This window comes from Vibrio sp. JC009 (assembly GCF_029016485.1).
GTDB lineage: Bacteria > Pseudomonadota > Gammaproteobacteria > Enterobacterales > Vibrionaceae > Vibrio.
Map to the genome: position 1 here is coordinate 2,753,577 of NZ_CP092106.1, position 20,939 is coordinate 2,774,515.

General features: G+C 47.1%; 15 protein-coding genes and 8 tRNA genes. 2 read left to right on the forward strand and 21 right to left on the reverse strand.

Features of this window, described 5'->3' with window-relative positions; translation table 11 throughout:
- Positions 1-69: 69 nt before the first annotated feature.
- Positions 70-1,341 (forward strand): CNNM domain-containing protein, encoded by a 1,272-nt coding sequence (locus L3Q72_RS12245; RefSeq protein ID WP_275130230.1) that lies wholly within the window; start codon positions 70-72, stop codon positions 1,339-1,341.
- A 125-nt stretch (positions 1,342-1,466) separates the two neighbouring features.
- Here the strand turns inward: L3Q72_RS12245 and luxS are convergent, their stop codons facing one another.
- From luxS to recA, 21 genes are all read right to left on the reverse strand, one after another.
- Positions 1,467-1,982, reverse strand: coding sequence for an S-ribosylhomocysteine lyase (luxS, locus tag L3Q72_RS12250; protein ID WP_275130231.1), 516 nt, complete (start codon positions 1,980-1,982; stop codon positions 1,467-1,469).
- A gap of 44 nt (positions 1,983-2,026) precedes the next feature.
- On the reverse strand, positions 2,027-3,604 hold the full coding sequence (gshA, locus tag L3Q72_RS12255; RefSeq protein ID WP_275130232.1) for a glutamate--cysteine ligase: 1,578 nt from the start codon (positions 3,602-3,604) through the stop codon (positions 2,027-2,029).
- 44 nt (positions 3,605-3,648) lie between these two features.
- Positions 3,649-6,507 carry a pitrilysin family protein gene (locus L3Q72_RS12260; protein ID WP_275130233.1) on the reverse strand — a complete coding sequence of 953 codons (2,859 nt, stop codon included), beginning with the start codon at positions 6,505-6,507 and terminating at the stop codon, positions 3,649-3,651.
- 9 nt (positions 6,508-6,516) lie between these two features.
- On the reverse strand, positions 6,517-6,957 hold the full coding sequence (locus L3Q72_RS12265; RefSeq protein WP_275130234.1) for a YqaA family protein: 441 nt from the start codon (positions 6,955-6,957) through the stop codon (positions 6,517-6,519).
- Positions 6,954-7,904, reverse strand: a complete 951-nt coding sequence (locus L3Q72_RS12270) for an NADP-dependent oxidoreductase (protein WP_275130235.1) — start codon at positions 7,902-7,904, stop codon at positions 6,954-6,956. Before L3Q72_RS12270 ends, L3Q72_RS12265 begins: the two co-directional genes overlap by 4 nt.
- A gap of 308 nt (positions 7,905-8,212) precedes the next feature.
- Complete coding sequence (locus L3Q72_RS12275) at positions 8,213-9,343, reverse strand: sodium ion-translocating decarboxylase subunit beta (RefSeq protein WP_275130236.1); 1,131 nt, start codon at positions 9,341-9,343, stop codon at positions 8,213-8,215.
- A 9-nt stretch (positions 9,344-9,352) separates the two neighbouring features.
- On the reverse strand, positions 9,353-11,146 hold the full coding sequence (oadA, locus tag L3Q72_RS12280) for a sodium-extruding oxaloacetate decarboxylase subunit alpha (RefSeq protein ID WP_275130237.1): 1,794 nt from the start codon (positions 11,144-11,146) through the stop codon (positions 9,353-9,355).
- A gap of 32 nt (positions 11,147-11,178) precedes the next feature.
- Positions 11,179-11,436, reverse strand: coding sequence for an oxaloacetate decarboxylase subunit gamma (locus L3Q72_RS12285; RefSeq protein ID WP_275130238.1), 258 nt, complete (start codon positions 11,434-11,436; stop codon positions 11,179-11,181).
- A 416-nt stretch (positions 11,437-11,852) separates the two neighbouring features.
- Positions 11,853-11,929 (reverse strand) — tRNA-Arg (locus L3Q72_RS12290).
- 35 nt (positions 11,930-11,964) lie between these two features.
- Positions 11,965-12,041 (reverse strand) — tRNA-Arg (locus L3Q72_RS12295).
- 34 nt (positions 12,042-12,075) lie between these two features.
- Positions 12,076-12,152 (reverse strand) — tRNA-Arg (locus L3Q72_RS12300).
- Between the two features lie 44 nt (positions 12,153-12,196).
- A tRNA-Arg gene (locus tag L3Q72_RS12305) sits at positions 12,197-12,273 on the reverse strand.
- A 46-nt stretch (positions 12,274-12,319) separates the two neighbouring features.
- Positions 12,320-12,396 (reverse strand) — tRNA-Arg (locus tag L3Q72_RS12310).
- 96 nt (positions 12,397-12,492) lie between these two features.
- A tRNA-Ser gene (locus tag L3Q72_RS12315) sits at positions 12,493-12,585 on the reverse strand.
- Positions 12,586-12,597: 12 nt separating this feature from the next.
- Positions 12,598-12,674 (reverse strand) — tRNA-Arg (locus L3Q72_RS12320).
- A gap of 26 nt (positions 12,675-12,700) precedes the next feature.
- Positions 12,701-12,793 (reverse strand) — tRNA-Ser (locus L3Q72_RS12325).
- Positions 12,794-12,991: 198 nt separating this feature from the next.
- A complete protein-coding gene (csrA, locus tag L3Q72_RS12330; protein WP_275130239.1) occupies positions 12,992-13,189 on the reverse strand; it encodes a carbon storage regulator CsrA in 198 nt (65 codons plus the stop codon).
- Positions 13,190-13,290: 101 nt separating this feature from the next.
- Positions 13,291-14,475 (reverse strand): aspartate kinase, encoded by a 1,185-nt coding sequence (locus L3Q72_RS12335; protein ID WP_275130240.1) that lies wholly within the window; start codon positions 14,473-14,475, stop codon positions 13,291-13,293.
- A gap of 148 nt (positions 14,476-14,623) precedes the next feature.
- A complete protein-coding gene (gene alaS, locus L3Q72_RS12340) occupies positions 14,624-17,209 on the reverse strand; it encodes an alanine--tRNA ligase (RefSeq protein WP_275130241.1) in 2,586 nt (861 codons plus the stop codon).
- 195 nt (positions 17,210-17,404) lie between these two features.
- A complete protein-coding gene (gene recX / locus L3Q72_RS12345) occupies positions 17,405-17,848 on the reverse strand; it encodes a recombination regulator RecX (protein WP_275130242.1) in 444 nt (147 codons plus the stop codon).
- Positions 17,849-18,138: 290 nt separating this feature from the next.
- A complete protein-coding gene (recA, locus tag L3Q72_RS12350) occupies positions 18,139-19,236 on the reverse strand; it encodes a recombinase RecA (RefSeq protein ID WP_275130243.1) in 1,098 nt (365 codons plus the stop codon).
- A 138-nt stretch (positions 19,237-19,374) separates the two neighbouring features.
- Here recA and L3Q72_RS12355 point away from each other — a divergent pair, with 138 nt between their 5' ends.
- Positions 19,375-20,874: an ATP-binding cassette domain-containing protein gene (locus L3Q72_RS12355; RefSeq protein ID WP_275132105.1), complete on the forward strand. Its 1,500-nt coding sequence runs from the start codon at positions 19,375-19,377 to the stop codon at positions 20,872-20,874.
- Positions 20,875-20,939 lie beyond the last annotated feature (65 nt).

A 20,939-nucleotide genomic window follows, 5' to 3' on the forward strand; every position in this document is an offset into this window, starting at 1 on the left:
TATTCCATTTGACAGCCCGGATGAATTAGGTCATTAATTGGGCAGATTATCACAGAGGACACTCCCACATTGGATGACATATCAACGGGTATTTTGTTTGCCCTACTCGCTTGTCTAATTATTATTTCTGGTTATTTTTCGGGTTCAGAGACAGGAATGATGTCGCTGAACCGGTACAGACTAAAGCACCTTTCCGGTCAGGGGCACAAAGGTGCTAAGAGAGTTGAAAAGCTTCTCAGCCGCCCGGATCGTCTGATTGGATTAATTCTTATCGGAAACAACCTGGTTAATATTCTTGCTTCCGCAATTGCTACCATCATTGGTATGCGCCTGTACGGTGACCTCGGTGTTGCTATCGCGACCGGTAGCCTGACGCTGGTTGTCCTTGTTTTTGCCGAAGTAACGCCTAAAACACTCGCGGCCCTTTATCCGGAAAAAGTCTCCTACGCCAGCAGCATTGTGCTAAATATTCTGATGAAGCTTCTGGCGCCTCTGGTATTACTGGTCAACCTGATCACCAACGGATTTCTGCGAATTCTCGGCATTAACGCCAAACACGGCACAGAGGATCCTCTGAGTTCAGAAGAGCTGAGAACGGTTGTGAACGAGGCCGGTGGTTTAATACCAAGGCGACACCAGGATATGCTGCTGTCCATTCTCGATCTGGAAAATGTCACCGTAAACGACATTATGGTTCCGAGAAACGAGATCACCGGCATTGATATCAACGACGACTGGAAGTCTATCGTTCGCCAGTTGACTCACTCGCCACACGGCAAAATCGTGCTTTACCGCGATCAGATCGACGAAGTAGTGGGTATGCTGCGTCTGCGTGAATCCTACCGCCTGATGCTGGAAAAGAATGAGTTTACTAAAGAGACTCTGCTCAGGGCCGCTGACGAAGTGTACTTTATTCCCGAAGCCACGCCACTGAATGTTCAGTTGCTTAAGTTCCAGAGAAACAAAGAGAGAATCGGCCTGATCGTGGACGAATACGGCGATATTATCGGCCTTATTACTCTTGAAGATATTCTGGAAGAGATCGTCGGTGAGTTCACCACTTCCATTGCACCAAGCCTGTCTGAGGAGATCACCCCTCAAAGTGACGGCAGCTTCCTGATAGAAGGCAGCGCAAACATCCGCGACATCAACAAAGGTCTGAAATGGGAACTACCAACCGATGGCCCAAGAACGCTAAACGGCCTGATCCTGGAACACCTGGAAGATCTGCCTGAAAGTCAGGTAAGTCTGGAAGTCGTCAATCATCCTATGGAGATTGTGGAGTTTACGGAGAATAAGATTAATTTGGTTAAGGTGTTTCCGGCTCGGAAGAAGAAATAGGCTATGGGGCTATGGGGCTATGGGGCTATGGGTAGTTTAGCCCACGTTGTCCCCTCGTCAAACAGAGGATACCCTATAGCCCTCAAGGACGAAGTCCGTCCCATAGCCTTATAGCCCAAAAACGCTTAAACCTTCAACTCTTCCAACATAGCTTCCGGCAGCGCAAGTTCTTCATTCTTATTAACTGAAACCCCTGCATCCAGAATCTTCTGAGCAATAGCTTTTGCGTCATCAAGCGAGTGCATTGCGTATGTGCCGCACTGGTATTCGTTCAGCTCTGGGATTTTATCCTGGCTTTCTACTTTCAGAACATCTTCCATTGCTGCAATCCATGCGTTTACAACGCGCTCTTCGGCAGGTGTGCCGATAAGACTCATGTAGAAACCTGTGCGGCAGCCCATTGGCGAGATATCGATGATCTCAACATCGTCACCATTCAGGTGTGCGCGCATAAAGCCGGCGTAAAGGTGCTCAAGTGTGTGAATACCTTTTTCAGACAGGATCTCTTTGTTTGGTGCGCAGAAACGAAGGTCAAAAACAGTGATGGTATCACCCTTTGGTGTCTGCATTGTTTTTGCTACGCGAACCGCCGGAGCATTCATTATTGTATGGTCGACGGTGAAGCTATCTAGTAATGGCATTGTCTTTCTCCATGCTTGATACCCGTTATCTCACTGATATCAAATTAATCTTTAAGGTAAGTGAAGTAATCTTCCAGGTAACGGTCAAAGCTGACTGTGTCGGATTCTTCAATCATTTTCTGAGCCTGAACAGAGCTTTCAGCCTCATCCTGCATCATTGCTTCAGAGTATACCTTATATTCATGTTTAAGGTGTTGCTCTCTGTACTGGATGCCCAGTTTACAACCAACAGAGCCGATCCCGCCACTCTGTTTGATCTCTTCAAGCAGCTGGCCGGAAATGGTCAGTTCAGGATTATCAATCCAGGTTTGCAGAAGAGAGCAGGTCTGCTGATATTTATCGCCACCATTGGCTTTATCCATCTCAGCGGCAATCTCTTCAAGGTCGCTGAAGATCTGCTTGGTGTAATCGTGCAGCGTCAGCTCATTGCCATCGCAGCCTGCTTTTGGCTCTCTTAGCAACAGACCCGGCTTTCTGCCCTGTTCAATAACCTTGTTCCAGTTGTCTTTCCAGCAGCAGAGCTCTTTGTTATCTACCGCATCGCTATCTTTGATCAGACACCAGGTCAGGAAGAGATCCAGAAAACGGATCTGCTCTTTAGTGATGCCAACCGGGCTGTACGGGTTTACATCCAGTGAGCGGATTTCTATATATTCCACCCCCGCACGCTTAAGTGCTTCCGATGGTTTCTCACCGGAATTGGCCACCCGCTTTGCTCTGATTGGAGCGTATAGCTCATTTTCAATCTGCAGTACATTGCTGTTTAGCTGACGGTACTCGCCGTCAACTTTCACTCCGATTTTGGCAAAGTCATCCGAAGGTGTTTTTATCGCTTTGTCCAGTCCTTCAAGATAATGGTCCAGATTGTTGTAACCTATCTTAAGTTCGCTTTGCGCACTGTTGGTATAGCCAAGATCACTAAGGCGCAATGAGGTCGCATAAGGCAGATACTTAGTCGGCCCCATATCCTCAAACGGCAGATTCGTCTGTTGTCCTTTCAGGAAAGAACCGCACAAGGCCGGTGATGCACCGAACAGATATGGGATCAGCCAGCCATAATGATAATAGTTTCGGATCAGGCTGAAATAGGCATCTGATTTGGTTTGCTGCCGCTCTTCTTCACTCTGCTCACCGTACAGGCTATCCCACAGAGTTTCAGGGAATGAGAAATTAAAATGCACACCGGAGATCACCTGCATCATACTGCCGTAGCGATTCTTCAGGCCCTGACGGTAAAGGGTTTTCATTTTGCCCACATTAGAAGAACCATACTGAGCAAGCACGATGTCATCCTCCTCTCCGACAAAACAGGGCATAGAGAAGGGCCATAGTTTCTCGTCTCCCACCTGCTTCATGGCAAAGTGGTGAATATCAGACAACTGACCAAGCAGCTCATCAACGTCTGAGGAAACAGGAGTAATAAACTCCAGAAGAGATTCTGCAAAATCTGTGGTAATCCACTTGTTGGTCAGTGCAGCTCCCAGACCTTCAGGATGAGGCTGCTGTGATAACCTGCCATCCTGTGTATAACGCAGAGCCTCTCGCTCCACACCACGCACAAAGTTTTTGAAAGTCTCCGGGTTATCTGAAACTTTCTTAAGTCGAGAAGAAAAATTAGTCAAAATGAAGGCCACTTAAAGTTATGTTTATAGTATAAATGTGTTCACTATTTGGTTATTTCAAGTTGCTCCAGCGGAATACTCAGTTTTTTCAGCTCTGGTAACAGGGACTTCGCATCTCCCACAACGATGATCTGATAGTCCTGAGGACGGAACCATTTGGAGGCGATGTCGTCCAGTTGATCTTTTTCAATTTCATCCAGCAACTCGTATCTCTGCTCAATGTAGTCTTCATCCAGTGAGTGAACCAGAATGTTTTGCAGTAAACGTGACTTTTTCGAAGGCGTTTCATACTTCAGGGCATCCTGCTGGCCAACCGCAAGCCTCATATAGTTTAGCTCCTCTGCGGTAAGCCCGTTACCGGCGTAGTTGTCCATCTCCTTAATCAGCTCCTTAATAGCAGCAAGCGTGCTGTCAGCCTTCACCTGGGAACTGAATACAATGAGACCGATTTCTCTGTTTGCAGCATGATAACCGCTGGCTCCATAGGTATAGCCTTTGTCTTCGCGCAGATTCTGGTTAATACGGCTGTTAAAGTTTCCGGCCAGATTATAGTTCGCAAGACGGGTGAGGTATTGCTCGCCCACAGCATCATAGGGAAGTCCCTGCCGCACAAGCCGGATCACACTCTGGGTAGCCTCAGGCTTATCTACCAGATATATTTTCTGCTCCGCCGGAGGGTTAAATAGCTGAGGCTTAAGCAGAGGTGCATCGTGTCCATGCCAGTTCTCTAAAAATGCCAGTTCCTTTTTAACGGCAGATTTACTGAGGTCTCCCACAACAACAACTTCCGTTCCCTGAGGAGTGTAATTAGTATTGTAGAAACCGACCACATCTTCCAGAGTGAGAGATTCCAGTGATTCAATGGTTCCCTCGCTTGAGCGGCCATAGACAGAGTCCCCAAACAGCACCTGTCTGGTAGCCTGAGAAGCCAGCCACAATGGTTTCTGGTGCTCATATATCAAACCTTCAAGAGACTGCTTTTTAAGGCGCTCAAAATCTTCCGCTTTAAACACAGGTTTAGACAACATCTCATGAGCTATCTCCAGAGTGGCTCTTATATTTTTCCTTAGAGAAGAAACCGTCAGAGTCGTTGTGTAATTGCCCGCACTAAAACTGACACTGCTGCCCATCTTATCCAGTTCCGCCTGCAGCTCTTCACTGCTGTGAAGAGGGGTTCCCTCCATCATCATCTCGGCGGTAATGACTGCCAGTCCTTCTTTTCCTTTCTCAACAAAACGGTTGCCAGCAGGCAATTGGATTCTTACTAATACGGTCGGTATTTCGTTTGATTCTGTGCCTATAACCTCGACGCCGCTATCCAGATGCAACCTGTAAATATCAGGCATGCTGCCATGTACCGAACCATCAGCCTGGGGCATTACTGAGCGGTCAAAATCGTCCTGAGCTTTGGTGTAATTCAGATCCTCCTCTGACACTTTTTTATATTCAGGCAAGGTTCTTGGCGGCGTGATAAAGGTCGCCGCTTTAACAGCAAGATCAAGCTTACCTTTAGGTATCACACTCAAGGTAACGCTGTTTTTGTTACTGATATAGGTTTTCCAGACGTTATGAATGGACTGAGGTGTCACAGAACGAATCCTTTCCAGGTTGGCCTGAATACGATCCGGCTGCCCATAAAAAGTTTCGTTTGAGGCCAGTTGAGAAACCTTCCCGCTCACACTTTGTAAGGCAAATACAGCGCCCGCTTCAGAGCGCCCGATAATCTGATCCAACATTTCCTGATCAGCACCGCTTTGTTCAAACTCTTCCAGTGCAGAAATCAACTCCTGATGCACAGATGTCAGGTTTCCCTCTTCTCCGGAATCCCCCATTGCGTAGACATAAAAGGCACAGGCCAGTTCTCCACAGTGGTGGAAAGCGCCTGCATCTATCGCTTTCTCTGTTTTAATTAATTGCTGGTAGAGAACACTATTTTTACCATCGCCTAATATGGTTGCCAATGAATCCAGCGATGGCTGGTTCAGGTCTCCCCTGTAGCCCGTCGGCCACCCTATCATCACCATAGGCTGACGAATGCGGTCTTCCAGAGTAATAAAACGGCTCTCAGCAAGAGTCACCGGCATTTTCGGGGCATTTTTCACTTCAGGCCCGCTGGGAATGGAGGCAAAGTACTTACTTATCCATTTTAGCGTCTGCTTTTCATTGATATCCCCGCCAATGGTGATAGTGGCGTTGTTCGGGCCATACCAGCGCAGAAAGAAGGCTTTCAGATCGTTCACATCAACCTGATCCAGATCTTCTACATAGCCAATTGTCTGCCATGAATATGGGTGCCCTTCAGGATACATGGCTTCCGCCATCTTCTCCCAGATCAGACCATAGGGACGATTATCATAATTTTGTGCTCGTTCGTTTTTGACTGTAGCCCTCTGAATCTCAAACTTTTTCTGGGATACCGCGTCAATCAAAAAGCCCATCCGGTCAGATTCAAGCCAGAGCACTTTCTCAAGCTGGTTCGCCGGAATAGTCTGATAATAGTTAGTTCTGTCCTGACTCGTGGTACCGTTCAGGGAGCCACCGGCTTCGGTTACGATCTTAAAGTGTTCCTGATCCCCGACATGTTCCGAGCCCTGAAACATCATATGCTCATAAAAGTGGGCAAACCCCGTTCTGCCTGCCTCTTCACGGGCAGAGCCAACATGGTAGGTGACGTCCACATGAACCAGTGGATCAGAGTGATCCGGCGATAAAATAATGGTCAGGCCATTTTCTAACTGATATTTCGAGTAAGGAATATGAACAGATTCTGAAGAGTCATCCACCTCTTCAATAAGAGTCACACCATCCGGCACACCGGAAAACATTGCGGGCATGGGTATAGAAGTCTGCGCACAACCATACAACGCAATACAGGAAACCATTCCAAGCCATACCTTTTTCATACTTACTTCCTAAAACAAGCCCAGATAAAGTGCAGCCAGCAGGCTATATCTTAATGCCTTTCCGAGGGCTATCAGAACCAGACAGGGCCAGAATTTCATTCTCAGCCAGCCTGCTGCAAGACAAAGCGGATCACCGATAACCGGCAACCAGCTAAATAACAAAATAAAATAGCCGTGAGAACGAACCCACTCTATAGCTTTAAGACCATATTTCTCATCCTGAGTTCGATTGGGAATCCATATGCCAAGCCAATAGTTAGTGATTCCGCCCAGGGTGTTACCGAGAGTGGATACTAAAACAATAGTACTAACCAGATATTGTTCGAGTGTCAGTGTTGCGACAAGTGTGGCTTCAGAGCCACCGGGAAGGAGAGTTGCACTCAAAAACCCTGAAGAGAACAGAACCCAGAGTGCAGACTCACTAAACCAGTGAGAAAAGGTATCGATCAATGCTGCATATCAAGAAGGATCTTGCCCCGGGTTCTTCCAGTCTCTACCTGCTTATGTGCCCCGGCAGCCTCTTTGTAGGAATAGGTGCTCTGCACTTCTGTTTTCAGAAGTCCGACACTCACCATATAGAGCATAGTATCAAGCTGTTCTGGATCCGGCTCTACCAGCATACCCGTCGCTTCAAAGCCCAGCAATTTCGCTTTCTCACAAATCATTTCAGCTGTAATGGTAGGAACAGTGACCACACGGGCTCCGTCTTTCAGGCATTTCAGAGCATCCAGCGCCGCATCGCCACCCACTAAATCAATCAGGACATCAACGTCAGTGAGACGTTCCGATACCGGAGCAAACTGGTAGTTAATAGCGTGCGCACCTAAAGTAGCAAGGTAATCCAGATTGGCTTCGCTGCAAGTGGTATAAACCTCGGCCTGAGCTGCAACGGCTATCTGCACCGCAAGGTGGCCAACACCGCCGGCACCGGCAAGTATCAGAACCCGGTCACCCGCTTTAACTTCGCCTTTGTTTAAAGCCTGGGCTGCTGTCTGTCCTGCCACCGGCAATACAGCCGCACCTTCAAGAGTAACCGCATCCGGCACCCGGCTTAGCTGCTCTTCAGGGACACAGATATACTGGCTGTAACCTCCCCCTTCCAGAGGAAAGCCGATAAGACCGGCGACGTAGTTGTCCTTCTCAAAGCCCTCAACGCCTTCTCCTACCGCTACAACCTTACCGGAAATATCATAACCCGGTGTCCAGGGCAGTTTATCTTTGTTCTGCTCGGCAGCCCATCCAAGCCCGGCTCTGGTTTTAACATCGATAGGATTGACTCCGGCAAAGAAGACCTTAACCAGCACTTCCCCTTCCTTAGGCGTCGGAACAGGGCTGCTTTGTATAGCCAGCACATCGGGTTCGCCGAACTTGGTGATTACAACTTGCTTGTTTTCCATATCATCTTCCTGTATCAGCTATCAGCTATCAGCTATCAGCTATCAGCTATCAGCTATCAGCTATCAGCTATCAGCTATCAGCTATCAGCTATCAGCTATCAGCTATCAGCTAAAGATTGGCAGTCCTCATTAAACTGTCAATAAAAAGCGTTCCGTATTACGCTAAATTCAAACACTAAGTGGAGGTCAAAGCGACCTCCTCTGATAGCTGAAAGCTGACGGCTGACAGCTAAAAAAAGGGATACCCGAAAGCATCCCTTTGACTATAAACCATTTTCACTGTTTAGGTTAAGTTGCGGTATCTCAAATTAACCAACAATTGCCAACAAGATACCCGCTGCAACCGCAGAACCAAGTACACCTGCAACGTTTGGCCCCATTGCATGCATCAGCAGGAAGTTATGCGGGTTCGCCTGAAGACCAACCTTATTCACAACACGTGCTGCCATCGGAACCGCAGATACACCTGCCGCACCGATCAGCGGGTTAATATCTTCTTCTGATAGCTTGTTCATTAGTTTTGCCATCAAAACGCCCGCCGCAGTACCGATACTGAATGCGACTGCACCCAGAGCCAGGATACCTAAGGTTTCAACGTTCAGGAACTTATCTGCCTGAAGCTTTGAGCCAACACCAAGACCAAGGAAGATGGTCACAATATTGATAAGCTCATTTTGCGCAGTTTTGGAAAGACGCTCAACCACACCAGCTTCACGCATCAGGTTACCCAGACAGAACATACCAACCAGAGGTGTTGCAGGTGGCAGGAACAGAATAGCCATTCCCAACACAAGAAGCGGGAACAGAATCTTCTCCACTTTACCCACATGACGCAGCTGAGCCATCTGGATCTTGCGTTCCTCTTCACTGGTCAGGGCTTTCATGATTGGTGGCTGGATAATAGGTACCAGAGCCATGTAGCTGTATGCGGCTACCGCGATTGCACCCAGCAGATCCGGAGATAGCTGACTGGACAGGAAGATAGCCGTTGGACCATCTGCGCCACCGATAATTGCTATCGAAGAGGCATCCGCCAGTGAAAACTCCATTCCCGGAATAAAGTTAAGCAGGATTGCTCCAAACAGAGTAACAAAAATACCAAACTGTGCAGCGGCACCCAGCCACAAGGTTTTAGGGTTTGCGATAAGCGCACCAAAGTCCGTCATCGCACCAACACCCATGAAGATCAACAGAGGGAATATCCCTGTTTCGATCCCGGCATGGTATACGTAGTAAAGCACGCCACCTTCATCGGTAAAACCAGCTCCCGGAATGTTCGCCAGTATCGCACCAAAACCAATTGGCAACAGAAGCAAAGGCTCAAAGCCTTTGCGTATCGCTAAGAACAGGAGCAAACAGCCAACCAGGATCATGGCGATCTGGCCAAACTCAAAGTTAGCTATCCCTGTCTCAGACCAAAGAATCGATAAACCTTCCATGATTCTCCCTTATGCCAGACTTAATAGCGGAGCACCTACCACTACAGAGTCGCCTTCTTTAACCTGAACATCTGCAACAGTACCTGCGCGGGTTGCACGAACTTCTGTTTCCATCTTCATCGCTTCAAGAATCAGAAGAACATCGCCTTCAGCTACCTGAGCACCAGACTGTACGTTAACTTTGAAGATAGTCCCTGCCAGTGGAGCCGGAACCGCTTCAGCATTACCAGCAGGAGCCGGTGCCGGAGCAGCCGCTTGCTGAGCTGGAGCCGCAGCAGGAGTCACTGATGTCAGTTGTCCCTGAGGACCCACTTCCACATCATAAACCTGACCGTCAACCTTAACGCTGTAAGTTTCAATGCCACCGGCAGCCTGAGGTGCAGCGGCAGGAGCCGGAGCAGTTGGAGCTGGCTCTGTACCTGGTGCAGGTTCAAATGCATCCGGGTTGCCACGGTTTTTCAGGAACTTCAGACCAACCTGAGGGAACAGTGCATAGGTCAGAACGTCATCCACTGTGTCTTCTGCCAGAGAGATACCATCGGATTTTGCTTTTTCCAGAAGATCCGTTGTCAGTGCATCCAGTTCGTCTTCTAAAAGATCAGCCGGACGGCAAGTGATTGGATCTTTACCTTCCAGAACGCGAGCCTGAAGATCTTTATCAACTTCAGCCGGAGCAGCGCCGTATTCACCTTTCAGAACACCAGCGGTTTCTTTAGTGATGCTCTTATAGCGCTCGCCTGTCAGAACGTTGATTACCGCCTGAGTACCCACGATCTGTGACGTTGGTGTTACCAGAGGGATGTAACCAAGGTCCTTACGAACGCGTGGGATCTCTTCCAGCACCTCATCGATACGGTCTGCAGCACCCTGCTCTTTTAGCTGACCTTCCATGTTTGTCAGCATACCGCCAGGTACCTGAGCAATCAGGATTCGTGAATCAACACCTTTCAGAGCGCCTTCCCACTTAGCGTACTTCTTACGTACTTCACGGAAATAGGCAGCAATCGGCTCAATTTCATTTAGTTTCAGGCCGGTATCGCGCTCAGTGCCTTCCAGCATAGCAACCACAGTTTCTGTTGGAGTGTGGCCGTAAGTCTGACTCATTGAAGAGATAGAGGTATCAAGAATATCCAGGCCAGACTCAACCGCTTTAACCGCTGTGGCAGTAGAAAGACCGGTTGTCGCGTGACAGTGAAGCGCAAGTGGCACATCACAAGAGGCTTTAATACGGGTAATCAGCTCTTCAGCTTCATACGGCTTAAGAAGGCCTGACATATCTTTAATACACAGAGAGTGACAGCCAAGATCTTCAAGGCGCTTAGCCAGATCAACCCAGGTATCGGCATTGTGAACCGGGCTGGTTGTGTAAGAAAGCGTACCCTGAGCGTGGGCGCCAACATCAATGGCTGACTTAACCGCTTTCTGGAAGTTACGCACATCGTTCATCGCATCGAAGATACGGAAAACGTCCATACCGTTCTTATGTGCACGCTCTACAAATTTTTCTACAACATCGTCGCCATAGTGGCGGTAGCCCAGCAGGTTCTGACCACGAAGCAGCATCTGCATCGGGGTATTTGGCATCGCCTTTTTCAGTTCACGCAGGCGCTCCCACGGGTCTTCGCCTAAGAAACGAATACATGAATCGAACGTCGCCCCGCCCCATGTCTCCAGTGACCAGTAGCCAACTTTATCCAGCTCGGCCGCAATCGGTAACATATCTTCGATACGCATACGGGTAGCGAACAGCGATTGGTGGGCGTCGCGTAGTACTACGTCGGTAATAGCAAGTGGTTTAGACATGCTCATAAACTCCTTTTATCCATGCTCAAAGGCTACTTTTTAGTCTCAGAGTTGCGGTACTTATGTACAGCAGCAGAAATCGCTGCAACAACCTGAGGGCTAACAGTAGACGATGTTGATTGAGTGTTTTGATTTTGAATTGGTGCAATCGGCTGAGGTACCTCCTGAGGTACAATTCTGGACATCAACCGAACCAGGTATACGAGAATAGTTAGAAAAACAAAAACAACGCCCATGCCTGTGATCATCAGCGAGGCTGCTTGTCCTAATAAACTTCCAATATCTGTCATTATGCTTCCTTTCTTGTCATCCTGACAAAATGCCAAGTCCGAAAAATCCAAGCAACGAACTTAGCGCGGCTTAGGATTATCTCGTTTCAACTACAATTGTCAATTTGGTTTACAGGTGTATGAAAGATAACACACAAATTTAACGCTGCTTTTATATAAATAATGAGAATAAGCTTTATATATGCCTGATTTCAGACTATTTAACTGGGCGTTATAGCTAACTTAAGTCAATATTCAGAAAATTAATGCGATACAGGTAATAAAACTCGAATATTGAGTTACGAAATAGCCAGTTGCGAATCTTTAGTTACAAATATAAGAACAAAATGTTAAGAATTGATTTTACAACTTCGGGAAATGTATTGGTCAGGAGCGAGATCAAAAAAGCCCCGCAAATGCGAGGCTTTATTAAAGAATGGCGCGCTCGGAAGGATTCGAACCTTCGACCGCCTGGTTCGTAGCCAGGTACTCTATCCAGCTGAGCTACGAGCGCGCAGTATCTGTTTGTGACATCTAAATGCGAAAGAATGGCGCGCTCGGAAGGATTCGAACCTTCGACCGCCTGGTTCGTAGCCAGGTACTCTATCCAGCTGAGCTACGAGCGCGCAGTATCTGTTTTGACATCTAAATGTGAAAGAATGGCGCGCTCGGAAGGATTCGAACCTTCGACCGCCTGGTTCGTAGCCAGGTACTCTATCCAGCTGAGCTACGAGCGCGCAGAAATTCTTTTTTTTAAGAACCTAATAAAGAGAGTAGAAAATGGCGCGCTCGGAAGGATTCGAACCTTCGACCGCCTGGTTCGTAGCCAGGTACTCTATCCAGCTGAGCTACGAGCGCACTTGGGATATTTTCTATAATCTGTTGATTACGTTCTTTCAAATTATGGCGCGCTCGGAAGGATTCGAACCTTCGACCGCCTGGTTCGTAGCCAGGTACTCTATCCAGCTGAGCTACGAGCGCGCAAGGGCGTGAACTATATCACAGTTTCATTATTTTGAAACAAAAAAATGGCCTCAATTGACCACTTTTTTTCAACCTATTGATAAATAGGTTAAATGGCGGTGAGGGAGGGATTCGAACCCTCGATACGGCTACAAACCGTATACTCCCTTAGCAGGGGAGCGCCTTCAGCCTCTCGGCCACCTCACCTTTTTTATAGAATGGCGCGCTCGGAAGGATTCGAACCTTCGACCGCCTGGTTCGTAGCCAGGTACTCTATCCAGCTGAGCTACGAGCGCGTCGTTTCTATAATGCTTGCAAGAAATGGCGGTGAGGGAGGGATTCGAACCCTCGATACGGCTACAAACCGTATACTCCCTTAGCAGGGGAGCGCCTTCAGCCTCTCGGCCACCTCACCATCTTGCGGACGCACATATTACGATTTACCAAAAATATGTCAATGACTTTCTGGCATTAAATCAGTAAAAAATGTGCAATAGAACAGGAATCAACCAAAAGAGTTAAAAATATAATAAAAACCAACTCTTCCGGCTAAAAACCAGACAGATTTTCCAGACAAAAAAGGCCAGTAGTCATTACCAGCCTTTATCAATTATTAGTAGTTCCCTGAACCAGAACTACCTGTGCCCTTCTCGGCCTGTATGCGCATATAAATTTCTTCGCGGTGTACTGACACTTCTTTAGGCGCGTTAACACCTATGCGTACCTGGTTTCCCTTAACACCCAAAACCGTAACGGTAACTTCATCACCAATCATTAATGTTTCGCCAACACGGCGAGTCAAAATCAGCATTCTTCTACTCCTTGAGTAATCTCTGGACTATCTTTTTTTGCTTGTTATCCAACAATAAAAACAAGTTCTTATACTAGCTTTATAGTGTAGTGCATATATCGCTAGATTACTGCGAATTTTTGTTGTTCTTCAAGCGTCTCATTAGCAACAATAAAGGTTTTATGAATCAAATTGGCTGCTCTATCCACTATTTCAGGCTTAAGCAGCAACATTGAATATTGCTGACCAGTCAAAGATGCAAAGATCTCAATCCCGGCTTGTGAAAGCACTTCAGATGAGTGTTCAACAATTCCTTTTGCTTTACTGCCAACACTTGTAAGTGAGCTTACCTTTTCACTATTACGTATCTTTTCACTAAAAACCAGTGTCAACTTATCGAAAGCATCCTGTTGAACAACAACACCTTTCTGATTTGCTTCCTCGATCACACTCCAGACGCGAATACCAAGTAACCGGCACTGTTTGTTCAGAAGTTCCAGATCAGAGTGTTCAACCTGAATAAAGACAAGATCTTTTTGCAATGCAATCCCACAAATACCATGCTGGCAAGCCTGCCCCTTCACCAGAGTTCCAGCATCTTCAGAAAATGAAGAACGAACCCTCAAAGGCACACTGTTCTCTTTTGCATGAGTCACACAAGGTAAGTGTAGTACTTTTGCTCCTTTTCTGGCCATCTCTTCCATATTAGGGAAGTCGATGACATCAAGTTTTCTGGCATCTTTTACAACCCGGGGGTCGCAACTATATACACCATCAACATCGGTAAATATCTGACACTCTTCAGCGTTCAGCGCACCGGCCAGTGCAACCGCTGTTGTATCAGAACCACCACGCCCCAACGTCGTGATATCACCATTTTCTGTGACGCCCTGGAATCCCGCTACAATCACTATCTGATCATCTGAAATAAGATCATGAATCAGGCCGGTTTCAATATGCCTGATACTTGCGTCATTGTGGATACTGTCGGTAAAAATGCCTGCCTGACCACCGGTCAGAGAGGTTGCCGGATAACCCATTTTGTTCAGAGTCATCGCCAGCAAAGCCATGGACACCTGTTCACCCGCTGAGAGCAAAACATCCAGTTCTCTGGCTGCCGGAACCTTATCGACTTCCTTTGCCAGTCCAACCAGACGGTTTGTTTCACCAGACATAGCGGATACCACAACAACCAGATTCTTACCGGACTCTTTTATTTCCACAACTCTTTTTGCAACAGTACTAATTCTTTCTATACTGCCGACAGAAGTACCACCAAATTTCAGTACGTGTAACGGTTTATTCACCAGTCGTCACCTCCCTTGAGAGAGTATCTCTTTTATTTCATGACATTCATATTGAGTCTTTATTCAATAAACTCAATAAGAAATAGAAAAACCAACTAACAAACAGCCAGTTGGTTTATAAAATAACTTCTTCTAATTTAGAAACAGCTTAGCTTAAACGCTCTTCCAGCCATGGCTGAACAGACTTCATAGCATCAGGCAGAGCTTGTACATCTGTACCACCAGCCTGTGCCATATCCGGACGACCGCCGCCTTTACCGCCAACCTGCTGTGCAACAAGGTTAACCAGCTCACCGGCTTTAACCATACCGGTAAGATCCTTAGTTACACCTGCAATCAGGCCAATCTTACCGTTAGCGATATTCGCCAGCATAACAACGCCGCTGCCCATCTGGTTTTTGATGTCATCAACCATAACGCGCAGGTTCTTGTTGTCCGCACCTTCAATAGCGGCGATAAGTACCTTATGGCCACCAATTTCCTGAGCTTTACCCATGATATTGGCACTTTCCGCAGCTGCCATTTTCTCTTTCAGAAGCACAATCTCTTTTTCCAGAGACTTAGCACGCGCAGCTGATTCAGCCAGCTTCTCTTCATACTGAGCCTGTTGAGCTTCAATGGCATCAAGAGCCGCTTCACCTGTTACCGCTTCAATACGGCGGATACCTGCTGCGATACCACCTTCAGAGATGATCTTAAACAGACCGATATCACCGGTGTTGCTTGCGTGGATACCACCACAAAGCTCAGTTGAGAATTCGCCCATAGACAGAACGCGAACTTCATCATCGTACTTCTCACCGAACAGTGCCATAGCACCTTTTGCTTTCGCAGCTTCGATGTCCATCACATTGGTTTCGATTACGTGGTTAACGCGGATCTGCTGGTTAACCATACGCTCTACTTCTTTAATCTCTTCCGGTTTCATTGCTTCTAAGTGAGAGAAGTCAAAACGCAGGTTTTCTGCTTTAACCAGAGAGCCTTTCTGAGCAACATGATCACCAAGCACAGTGCGAAGTGCAGCATGAAGCAGGTGAGTTGCAGAGTGGTTCAGTGTGATAGCAGCGCGACGCTGTGCATCAACAACCGCTGATACTTTATCCGCTTTTGCAAACACGCCTTCAACCAGTTCACCGTGGTGAGCAATGGCATTACCCAGTTTCTGGGTGTCTTCTACTCTGAACAGACCGGCAGAAGTCTTCAGCACACCGGCATCACCACACTGACCACCGGACTCTGCGTAGAAAGGCGTTTCCGTCAGTACAACGATAGCCTTGTCACCTGCTGACAGGTGTTCAACTTCGTTACCTTCAACAAACAGCGCAACAACCTCGGCATCGCCTTCAGTGCCTTCATAACCAAGGAACTCAGTTGACGCATCAACTTTGATAGCTTCGTTGTAGTCAGTGCCGAACTGACCAGCTTCACGTGCACGCTGACGCTGTGCTTCCATCGCCGCTTCAAAACCGGCTTCATCGATAGTGAAGTCACGCTCACGCGCTACATCGTTAGTAAGGTCAGCCGGGAAGCCGTAGGTGTCGTACAGTTTAAATACTGTTTCACCGTCAAGCTCTTTACCTTCAAGGTTATCCAGAGCTTCAGTAAGAATACTCATACCGCGCTCAAGAGTGCGGCCAAAGTTCTCTTCTTCGATGCGAAGGACTTTTTCTACCAGCTCCTGCTGCTTCTTAAGTTCAGCACCTGCTGTGCCCATCACTTGCGCCAGTACACCAACAAGCTTGTAGAAGAATGCACCCTGTGCACCCAGCTTGTTACCATGGCGAACTGCACGGCGGATAATACGGCGAAGTACATAACCACGACCTTCGTTTGAAGGCATAACACCATCAACAATCAGGAATGCACAAGAACGGATGTGGTCAGCCACTACGCGCAGAGACTGGTTAGACAGGTCTTCATGACCGGTAACTTCTGCTGCTGCTTTGATTAGTGTCTGGAAGATATCAATTTCGTAGTTAGAGTGAACGCCCTGCATAATCGCAGCGATACGCTCAATACCCATACCTGTATCTACAGCAGGCTTAGGCAGCGGTTCCATTGTACCGTCAGCGTGACGGTTGAACTGCATAAATACGTTGTTCCAGATTTCGATAAAGCGGTCACCATCTTCTTCAGGCGTACCAGGACGGCCACCCCAGATGTGCTCACCGTGATCGTAGAAGATCTCAGTACAAGGGCCACAAGGACCAGTGTCACCCATCTGCCAGAAGTTATCTGACTCGTAAGCTTTGCCACCTTTCTTGTCACCGATACGGATAATACGGTCAGCCGGAATATTCATTGCTTTATTCCAGATTTCGAACGCCTCGTCATCGGTTTCATAAACGGTAACCAGCAGCTTTTCTGTTGGCAGTTTAAGTACTTCAGTCAGAAACTCCCACGCATACGCGATAGCGTCATCTTTGAAGTAATCACCAAAGCTGAAGTTACCCAGCATTTCAAAGAAAGTGTGGTGACGGGCTGTAAAACCAACGTTTTCAAGGTCGTTGTGCTTACCACCGGCACGCACACAGCGCTGGGCTGTAGTGGCTCGTGTGTAGGCGCGCTTTTCAGCACCCAGGAAGCAATCTTTAAACTGGTTCATACCCGCATTAGTGAACAACAGAGTTGGATCGTTGTGTGGTACTAATGAAGAACTTTCTACAATTTGGTGTCCTTTGCTTTCAAAGAACTCTAGAAACGCACGGCGTATCTCGTCGGTGCTCATGTACATGCGACTTTATCCTGAAACTTTCGAGATGAATTTAGGGCGGGAAATGCCCAAATTAAATTAATGGCGGGTATTGTATACACAAAAGTGTAGGAGCGCGAGTTTTAATCTAAAAGGCTATGGGGTTATGGGGTTATGGGGTTATGGGGTTATGGGGTTATGGGGTTATGGGGTTATGGGGTTATGGGAAGTTAACGACTAAGATGATTCTGTCAAGGCATAGTTAATCTGGTCGAAAGAAAACCCGCGATACTGTAGAAAGCGAACCTGTTTTGCGTACTCTTTTTGATCTGCGGCTTTTATGCCTTTGAATTTTTTATAGGCGGTTTCTTTTGCCAGTTCAAACCAATCTGTTTGTTCGGACTCAAGAGCCTGATTTATCAGCTCTTCCTCAACACGCTTAAAAGAAAGCTCCTGTCGGATCCGGTTCACACCGTGGCCTTTTGAAATATGCTGGCGTACCTGACTTTGTGCATAGCGGAGATCGTTCAGGTAGTTGCTTTCAACACAATATTGAACTGCGTACTCAGCGTCATCTTCCGGGTAGCCTTTGGCTTTTAGCTTTTGCAGGAGCTCATATCGGCCGTGATCGCGGCGGGAAAGGAGGTAGATTGAGGTTTCCAGGGCGGTAAAGGAAGACATAATTAACGAGTAATAGACTGATATTTATACGTAAGCTTAATGGGCAAAGAATGCTCCTCCCCTTAGTCTACAAAGGCCGGATTTGCGAAGAAGTAGCATCGAAGGGGAGGCTGGGAGGGGTTGCTTCTCATGAGGCTAAACTTTTGTGATTTAGCCATATATAGCATAACCAACCCCCTCTAACTCCCCCTTCTATTAGCCTTATCAACCAATTAGGCTTTTTTGCTCAAGGGGGAGAACCGTTCTCTGGTCACTTTAATACTTGTGTATAAAAGTCACCTAAAACTTATTTATTCAGCATCCGCCGGCATTTCTGGCACTGCATCATCTTCTTCAATCGCAGCAGGCGTCAGCAAAAGCTCACGTAGCTTAGTGTCGATCTCAGTTGCAGCTTCAGGGTTCTCACGCATAAATTTACATGCGTTAGCTTTGCCCTGACCAATCTTATCGCCTTTGTAGCTGTACCAGGCACCTGCTTTTTCTACCAGCTTGTGCTTAACACCAAGGTCAATCAGCTCACCTTCGCGGTTAAAGCCCTGACCATACATGATTTGTGTATGAGCTTCTTTAAATGGTGCTGCGATCTTGTTCTTAACCACTTTGATCTTGGTTTCGTTACCAACAACCTCATCACCTTCTTTGATAGCACCGGTACGACGGATATCAAGACGGACAGAAGCGTAGAACTTAAGTGCGTTACCACCGGTAGTGGTTTCCGGGTTACCGAACATCACACCAATTTTCATACGGATCTGGTTGATGAAAATACACATACAGTTAGACTGCTTAAGGTTACCGGTAAGCTTACGCATTGCCTGAGAAAGCATACGCGCCTGGAGGCCCATGTGGCTGTCACCCATCTCGCCTTCGATTTCAGCTTTTGGAGTAAGAGCAGCAACGGAGTCCACTACCAGCACATCTACCGCACCTGAACGAGCCAGCGCATCACAGATTTCCAGCGCCTGTTCACCGGTATCCGGCTGTGAAACCAGAAGATCGTCGATGTTTACGCCAAGTCTTTTCGCGTAAACAGGATCAAGAGCGTGCTCTGCATCCACGAATGCACAGGTTTTACCTGCTTTCTGAGCAGCAGCGATAAGCTCAAGAGTCAGTGTTGTTTTACCAGAACTTTCCGGACCGTAGATTTCAATAATACGACCCATTGGAAGACCACCAGCACCCAGAGCAATATCCAGTGAAAGAGAGCCTGTTGAAATCGTCTCTACATCCATGGTGCGGTTATCACCAAGGCGCATGATAGAACCTTTACCAAATTGTTTTTCAATCTGACCAAGCGCCGCGGCAAGAGCCTTCTGTTTGTTCTCGTCCATTACTTTCTCCACACAAAGTGTTCTTAAACTTTTTTGATTATTATACTGTTGATTCATACAGTGTCTATACCTGTATAAAACTTTTTTCCTTTAATCTCTGCCTCTCTAATTATTTGAGAGCTACCGCAAACTACGCAAATCAAAGACTTGTGGTGTAGTATGAATAAAAAAACAACCGGAAGAAAAAAACAAGATATGGAATTACGTCAGTTAAAAGCAAGCACAGCTACATTTTGTCTCGATATAGATGAGTGGAAAATAGAAGAAAAAGAGTCCTGGGGTGTCTTCAACACCGACGGAGATATCGGCTCCCTGCTTGGTGATCTGCTCTGCAACGAACGCCTCCCCGAATCCGGAGAGATAGAAACCGACGATCTCACAGTGGCTCAGGTCTCGCTTGTAGAGCAACAACGCCTGCTGGAAATCGAACTGGCAAACGATGATACCGACTTTATGGACCGCATCGACACAGGTACCACGGTTTATTCTCTGTTATTTGATTTTTGTAATGATGAACTCCTGACTGAAACCCTGCTTATTGATCTTAACCTGGAGCATCTGCGAGATAGCGGTTTCAGAGAGCTCTCTACCGGGGAAACCAGACGACTCATGCTGGCAAAAGCACTTTGTAAAAGGCCTATGCTTCTTGTTCTGGATGAACCATACGCCGGGCTGGACATTGCTCACAGGAAATCTCTGGCTGAATACCTTGAAAGGATATCTGCGTTTACTCAAATGATAGTTATCGTTTCCCGTGAAGAGGATATGCCCGGCTGGATAAATAAGGTTGCCCTATTTAACAAAGGAAAGCTGGAAGCGACTATGTCCAAGTCCAGCTGGGATGGTCATCCGGTTATCAGTCAGATAAAAGCCCAGTCACTGGAGCAGAGCCAACAGATGCTTGAACTGATTCGTAACCATAAGCATCAGGCAAGATTTGATAACCCTGTATTTCAGCTCACCAACGGCAGAGTCGCTTACACAGAAAAAACCATTTTCACAGACGTAAACTGGCGCATTAACAATAACGAGCACTGGCAGATAAGAGGGCCAAACGGGTGCGGAAAAAGTACCCTGCTTGGCTTAATCTTTGGCGATCACCCTCAATGCTATAGCAATGATATCCAGATATTTGGCCGCCAGAGAGGAAGCGGTGAAACCATCTGGGATATAAAAAAGAATATCGGTATGGTTTCTTCAGCACTTCATCTTCAATACAGGGTTAATTGCAGTGCGCTTGAGGTTATCCTCTCGGGCTTTTACGACTCCATCGGACTTTATGAAAAGCCATCAAAATCTGAAATTCAGTTGGCAAAAGAGTGGCTGGAAATTCTGCATATGAGCCAGTTTACCAATACTTCCTTCAGGCAACTGGAATACGGCCAGCAGCGCTTATTATTGATAGCCAGAGCCATAGTGAAAAGGCCAACCCTGCTGATCCTTGATGAACCTTATCAGGGCCTGGATTTTCTCGGCAGAAGACTGGTTAAGAATACGCTTGAGTTAATTGCTCGTGAACATCTAAACCAGCTTCTGTACGTTTCTCATTATGAGGATGACGCACTGGATAGCATTCACAACTACCTGGACTTTGTCCCGGATAGCGAGGAGAGCGGTTATAAGGCGACAATCACCACACTGGAGCCGGTACCAGCCTCTAATGTAATGACTTTACTTACCCGGCTAAATTCATAAAGGCATAGCAGCCTTAAAAAGAGAGGAGGCCTGATGCCTCCTCTCTGCTGTCCCTGTATGAAATC

Excerpts from the sequence above, each read along its gene's own strand:
- luxS (WP_275130231.1), bottom strand. The coding sequence starts at position 1,982 with ATGCCATTACTAGATAGCTTCACCGTCGACCATACAATAATGAATGCT.
- L3Q72_RS12260 (WP_275130233.1), bottom strand. The coding sequence starts at position 6,507 with ATGAAAAAGGTATGGCTTGGAATGGTTTCCTGTATTGCGTTGTATGGT.
- L3Q72_RS12270 (WP_275130235.1), bottom strand. The coding sequence starts at position 7,904 with ATGGAAAACAAGCAAGTTGTAATCACCAAGTTCGGCGAACCCGATGTG.
- L3Q72_RS12275 (WP_275130236.1), bottom strand. The coding sequence starts at position 9,343 with ATGGAAGGTTTATCGATTCTTTGGTCTGAGACAGGGATAGCTAACTTT.
- oadA (WP_275130237.1), bottom strand. The coding sequence starts at position 11,146 with ATGTCTAAACCACTTGCTATTACCGACGTAGTACTACGCGACGCCCAC.
- L3Q72_RS12285 (WP_275130238.1), bottom strand. The coding sequence starts at position 11,436 with ATGACAGATATTGGAAGTTTATTAGGACAAGCAGCCTCGCTGATGATC.
- csrA (WP_275130239.1), bottom strand. The coding sequence starts at position 13,189 with ATGCTGATTTTGACTCGCCGTGTTGGCGAAACATTAATGATTGGTGAT.
- alaS (WP_275130241.1), bottom strand. The coding sequence starts at position 17,209 with ATGTACATGAGCACCGACGAGATACGCCGTGCGTTTCTAGAGTTCTTT.
- recX (WP_275130242.1), bottom strand. The coding sequence starts at position 17,848 with ATGTCTTCCTTTACCGCCCTGGAAACCTCAATCTACCTCCTTTCCCGC.
- recA (WP_275130243.1), bottom strand. The coding sequence starts at position 19,236 with ATGAATCAACAGTATAATAATCAAAAAAGTTTAAGAACACTTTGTGTG.
- L3Q72_RS12355 (WP_275132105.1), top strand. The coding sequence starts at position 19,375 with ATGGAATTACGTCAGTTAAAAGCAAGCACAGCTACATTTTGTCTCGAT.